The organism is Okeania sp. SIO2B9, assembly GCF_010672505.1.
Lineage (GTDB): Bacteria > Cyanobacteriota > Cyanobacteriia > Cyanobacteriales > Microcoleaceae > Okeania > Okeania hirsuta.
In genome coordinates, this window is the sequence record NZ_JAAHGK010000488.1 from 1 (window position 1) to 5,071 (window position 5,071).

Here is a 5,071-nt window from a genome sequence, read left to right on the forward strand (position 1 = left end):
TTCCCTTTCTTTCAATATTTACCCCTTCTTGCTTCTTACTTCTTACTTCTTACTTCTTCAATAGGAATTAATCCGGTCGTACCAACTCACAGATTTAGGTCTATAGTCAATACAATTAATTGCTTTTTCTGAAAGAGCAACTTTAGGTTGTACAGGACATTTAAGATGATAATCTCCAGTAAAAAATAGACAATTAGCACAGGGAATTTTGTGCATCTGTTTCGCTCTACGCACTGAATCAAGTAGGGCACCGATTATACTCCAGAACGTTAAAATTATCAATCCCCAAGCAAAGACAAAACACAGAGGAACCAAAAATGGTTGTATGGCATGAATTACAAAATAAATAAATTGAAACATGGTTAATAATTCATCACAATGGTTACTAATTCATAACATATGACATAACTTTAAATTTAATCTAATTTTTAAGATTATATAAAGTTAAAAGCTTAAATGATTATAGGATGAAAACATAGAGAATTGTTCACTATAAACAATATAGGAAGTTAAGCTATGGCCCTTAGATTAGGTGACACGGTACCCAACTTTACCCAAAATTCTTCTGAAGGGGAAATCAACTTTTATGAGTGGGCTGGAGATAGCTGGGTAGTGCTATTTTCCCATCCTGCTGATTACACGCCAGTTTGCACAACAGAGCTAGGTACAGTTGCCAAACTCAAACCAGAATTTGACAAAAGAGGTGCTAAGGTTTTAGCCCTAAGTGTGGATGATGCAGAATCTCATAAGGGTTGGATTGGAGATATTAATGAAACCCAAAGTACAACTGTTAATTATCCTATTCTGGCAGATGTGGATAAAAAGGTTTCTGATTTGTACGATATGATTCATCCTAATTCTTTAAATAATCTGACAATTCGTACTGTTTTTATTATCGACCCCGAAAAGAAACTCCGTCTTTCTATTACTTATCCCGCTAGTACAGGTCGTAATTTTGAGGAAATTCTCAGAGTAATTGATTCTTTGCAACTAACAGATAATTATCAAGTTGCTACTCCTGTAAATTGGAAAGATGGTGATGATTGTGTGATAGTTCCTTCTTTAAAAGACCCTGAAGAATTAAAACAAAAATTCCCCAAAGGTTACACAGAAGTTAAGTCATATTTGCGGATGACCCCTCAACCAAATAAGTAAAGTTATCATGTAAGCATTCAGCATTCAGCAGTCAGGTATCAACTCTTGAGAAACATCTACATTTCCCGCCATAGAATTGTATGAATTGAACTAAAACTTATCCTTCTTGTGGTTCATTATCTGATTAAAAATGTAATAGAAGTTAAACGAATGCTTGCTTTATTCATTAAAAAACTAAGAGCTGAATACTGACAATAATAGCCTATTTGATTTTTATTGCTGACCGCTGAAGCGCTAATAGCTGTTTGCGCAGCAGTCCGCACGAAATGCTTACGTTGTAATTTAATTGAGGATTAAGATTTTAACCAGGATTCTTAATCCTTAATTATTTTTAGGAGGGAAAAATTATGCTTGATGATCCGATTATTTTACAAATGCCTCCAAATTTACAAATGACAGATGAACAATTTTTTGAATTCTGTCAAATTAATCGAGATTTACGGATAGAAACTAATAAATTTGGAGAGTTATTAATTATGTCTCCTACTGGTTCAGAAACAGGAAATCGTAACCTTGGTATAGCAGCAAAATTATATTTTTGGGCAGAAAAAGAAGGTACGGGTATTGCTTTTGATTCCAGTACAGGATTTACTCTTTCCACAGGAGCGAAAAAATCCCCCGATGTTTCCTGGATAAAATTAGAAAGATGGAATAGTTTATCCCAAGAACAAAAAGAAAAGTTTGCTCCGATTTGCCCAGATTTTGTGGTGGAGTTAATGTCACCTTCAGATAACCTAAAAACTCTCCAAGCAAAAATGGCAGAATATATGGAAGAACCGGGAGTAAAATTAGGTTGGTTAATTGATAGAAAAGAGAGAAAAGTTTATATCTATCGCCCAGGAATGCTTACAGAATGTTTAGAAAATCCTGATACTGTAAGTGGGGACTCAGTATTGCCTGGATTTGTTTTAAAGATGAGCAAAGTTTGGTAAAATAATATTTTGTAAATAAAATATTGGTCAAAAAATGGATATTAAACAAGGTTTTATCGGTACAGTTGGCAATACTCCATTAATTAGATTAAATAGCTTCAGTGAAGAAACTGGATGTGAAATTTTAGGCAAAGCAGAATTTCTTAATCCAGGGGGTTCGGTGAAGGACCGAGCTGCTCTTTATATTATTAAAGATGCAGAAGAAAAAGGTTTACTGAAACCTGGGGGAACAGTTGTGGAAGGAACTGCTGGTAATACAGGAATTGGTTTAGCACATATTTGTAATGCTAAAGGTTATAAGTGTTTAATTATTATTCCCGAAACTCAATCTATTGAAAAAATGGATGCTTTGAGAACTTTAGGTGCGGAAGTTAGACCTGTTCCAGCAGTTCCCTATAAAGACCCAAATAACTATGTAAAAATGTCAGGTAGATTAGCATCGGAAATGGAAAATGCTATCTGGGCAAATCAGTTTGATAATTTGGCAAATAGAATTGCTCATTATGAAACAACCGGACCGGAAATTTGGGAACAAACTGATGGAAAAGTAGATGGTTGGGTAGCTGCTACTGGTACGGGTGGAACTTTTGCTGGTGTGTCATTATTTTTAAAAGAAAAAAATCCGCAAATTAAAACTGTTTTAGCAGACCCTATGGGAAGCGGTCTTTATAGTTATGTGAAAACTGGGGAAATTTCTAGCGAGGGTAATTCTATTACTGAGGGTATTGGTAATAGTCGGGTAACGAAAAATATGGAAAATGTGCCGATAGATGATGCGATTCGAGTTGATGATCAAGAAGCGGTAAAAGTGGTTTATCAACTGTTAAGAAAAGACGGTTTATTTATGGGTGGTTCTGTCGGAATTAATGTTGGTGCAGCAATAGCTTTAGCAAAAGAAATGGGTTCTGGTCATACTATTGTGACTGTATTATGTGATAGTGGCGCTCGTTATCAATCAAAATTATTTAATAGTGAATGGTTAGCTGCTAAAAATTTATTGCCGGATGAAGTATAACCGGGAGAAATTATGGTGGAAAATAGTCAAGTTGATAGACGTTTATTAGTCTGTCAAAATCGTACTTGTCGGAAACAAGGTTCGGCAAAAGTATTAGCTGCTTTTGAGTCGTCTGAAGTTCCTAATATTCAAGTAGAAAAAAGTGGATGTTTAGGGCAATGTGGCAATGGTCCGATGGTTTTAGTTTTGCCGGAGGAAGTTTGGTATAGTCATGTTCATATTGATGAGGTTTCGGCAGTGGTGGAAAGACATTTACTAGGTGGAGTATCTGTGAAAAAAATGCTTTATTCTAAGTTTCATTGTCTGAGAAGAAGGAGTCAGGAGTCAGGAGTCAGGAGACAGAATTTAGGAGAAAATCATAGCTGCCGTGATTGAGTAATCAATCAACCAAGTATTTATGCGTAAATTTTTTACTCGGAATTTGATCAACGAAAAAAGTAATTAGACTTCTTGCAGAAGTCAGGGAATAGGGAATAGGGAATAGAGAGATGAAATTGTTTATTTCATAGTCTTGAATTGATTTAATTAATACTTGCTGATTAAATCTAAAAGTCTTTAAATATAAAGTTTTTAGCCTTTTTAAGTATCAAAAAGTGCGAGGTTTTAGGTGGTAATGGTTCAAAAATTTAGGATTTTGGTCAAGAGTTGGACAGAAAAATCAAGGAACGATTCTTCCTACTATCTCCTCTATAATTCCCATTTATCCCATTTATCCTGACTCCTGACTCCTGAGTTCCCCTCCTGGGAGGGGTTAGGGGTGGGTTGACTCCTCCCCTGACTAAAAGACTTCCATAAGCAAACCCTAATTAACACTTTTGCAAGAGGTCTATTGAGATGATTTGCATAGTATAAATACCTACCAAGCTACGGATTTATATACTACTTTTAATATTACAAACTGAAGTGCGGAATGTAGGTTATAAATAAAGACGGACGGGTTAGGAGTCAAGATAGAAGAAGAAAGTTTTTGATCATTAATTAGGGTTTGTTGAAAAAGTCTTTTAGTAGGGGTAGGAGACAGGAGAAATGGGAATGAGCGAGGAGGTAGGAGCTAAGTTTTGTCCCAAGATTGTTCTGCCCAACTTTTGCCTAAAATGTGCTCCTTTTTGAGCATGAAGAGCTGAAAACCAGGCACTTTTTTTGACCTAAAAAAACCACTTGTCTTTATTTGTCAATGCTTTTAGATTTAATCAGCAAGCTCTAATTAAACGGACATGGTATTAAAAGCAATACTAAAAATATTAACTGTTAACTGATGAGTGATAATTACCTCTTGTCTTCCAGAAAAAGATTGACTAAAAGGCAAATTTAGGAATTTTTTATACTGAAAAATAAAGAAGTTTAAGCAAAAATTATTCATTATCAATTATTCGGTAATTTATTTTATGGAACAATCAAAATCCAATCAAAGACAGTGGTTTTCAGAGTATACAACTAATTCCCAAGAGGTAGAAAAAACAGGTCAATATCAACCGTTAATAGAATAGTATGACCAAAACCATGAAATTTTTGAGGGTGGTACTTATGCTGCCAAAAAATGCTGCCAACTTTTACATCAATATATTGGTAACTCTTCTAACTTAGCTATTCTAGATTTAGGGTGTGGTACTGGAGACCAAGGTCGTATTTTGAGAGAAATGGGGGTAAAAGGTTTCTTTTATGGAATAGATATGTCACCAGGAATGTTAGAATCTGCTAAAAGTAAGGGATTATATAAAGAACTTAAACAGTCTATTCTTCCGGAAATTCCCTATGCTGATAATACCTTTGATATTGTAATTAGCGCAGGAACTTTATGTTCTCCTGGAAATGCGCCATCGGAGAGTTTGCCGGAAATAATTCGGGTGACAAAATCAGCAGGATTACTTTGTTTTTCCTACCGCCAACATTGGTTTGAAAATCAGGAGAGTGGATGGAAAAAAATCCATGAAGAAATGTTAGAAGCAGGGTTAATGAAACAACTGTGTTG

General features: G+C 35.1%; 7 protein-coding genes. 5 read left to right on the forward strand and 2 right to left on the reverse strand.

All coding sequences use genetic code 11. From position 1 onward, the window contains the following. Positions 1-57 precede the first annotated feature (57 nt). The gene (locus F6K13_RS17485) at positions 58-360 is read right to left on the reverse strand and encodes a hypothetical protein (protein ID WP_124147295.1); all 303 of its coding nucleotides are present in this window, start codon (positions 358-360) and stop codon (positions 58-60) included. 156 nt (positions 361-516) lie between these two features. Between F6K13_RS17485 and F6K13_RS17490 the strand changes: the two genes are divergently transcribed. The 4 genes from F6K13_RS17490 to F6K13_RS17505 all read left to right on the forward strand — a co-directional run bounded on the left by F6K13_RS17490 (position 517) and on the right by F6K13_RS17505 (position 3,477). After that, positions 517-1,155: a peroxiredoxin gene (locus F6K13_RS17490; protein ID WP_124147296.1), complete on the forward strand. Its 639-nt coding sequence runs from the start codon at positions 517-519 to the stop codon at positions 1,153-1,155. Between the two features lie 347 nt (positions 1,156-1,502). Further along, positions 1,503-2,087 carry a Uma2 family endonuclease gene (locus tag F6K13_RS17495; RefSeq protein WP_287287899.1) on the forward strand — a complete coding sequence of 195 codons (585 nt, stop codon included), beginning with the start codon at positions 1,503-1,505 and terminating at the stop codon, positions 2,085-2,087. A gap of 34 nt (positions 2,088-2,121) precedes the next feature. Then, complete coding sequence (locus F6K13_RS17500) at positions 2,122-3,102, forward strand: cysteine synthase A (RefSeq protein WP_124145848.1); 981 nt, start codon at positions 2,122-2,124, stop codon at positions 3,100-3,102. A 12-nt stretch (positions 3,103-3,114) separates the two neighbouring features. Continuing rightward, complete coding sequence (locus F6K13_RS17505; RefSeq protein ID WP_124145847.1) at positions 3,115-3,477, forward strand: ferredoxin; 363 nt, start codon at positions 3,115-3,117, stop codon at positions 3,475-3,477. 312 nt (positions 3,478-3,789) lie between these two features. On the opposite strand, the gene F6K13_RS17510 is transcribed toward F6K13_RS17505, so the two are convergent. Beyond that, positions 3,790-3,915 carry a hypothetical protein gene (locus F6K13_RS17510; protein ID WP_287287900.1) on the reverse strand — a complete coding sequence of 42 codons (126 nt, stop codon included), beginning with the start codon at positions 3,913-3,915 and terminating at the stop codon, positions 3,790-3,792. Between the two features lie 749 nt (positions 3,916-4,664). Here F6K13_RS17510 and F6K13_RS17515 point away from each other — a divergent pair. Further along, positions 4,665-5,071 (forward strand): class I SAM-dependent methyltransferase (locus F6K13_RS17515; RefSeq protein WP_287287901.1); only part of this gene is annotated, 407 nt, incomplete at its 3' end.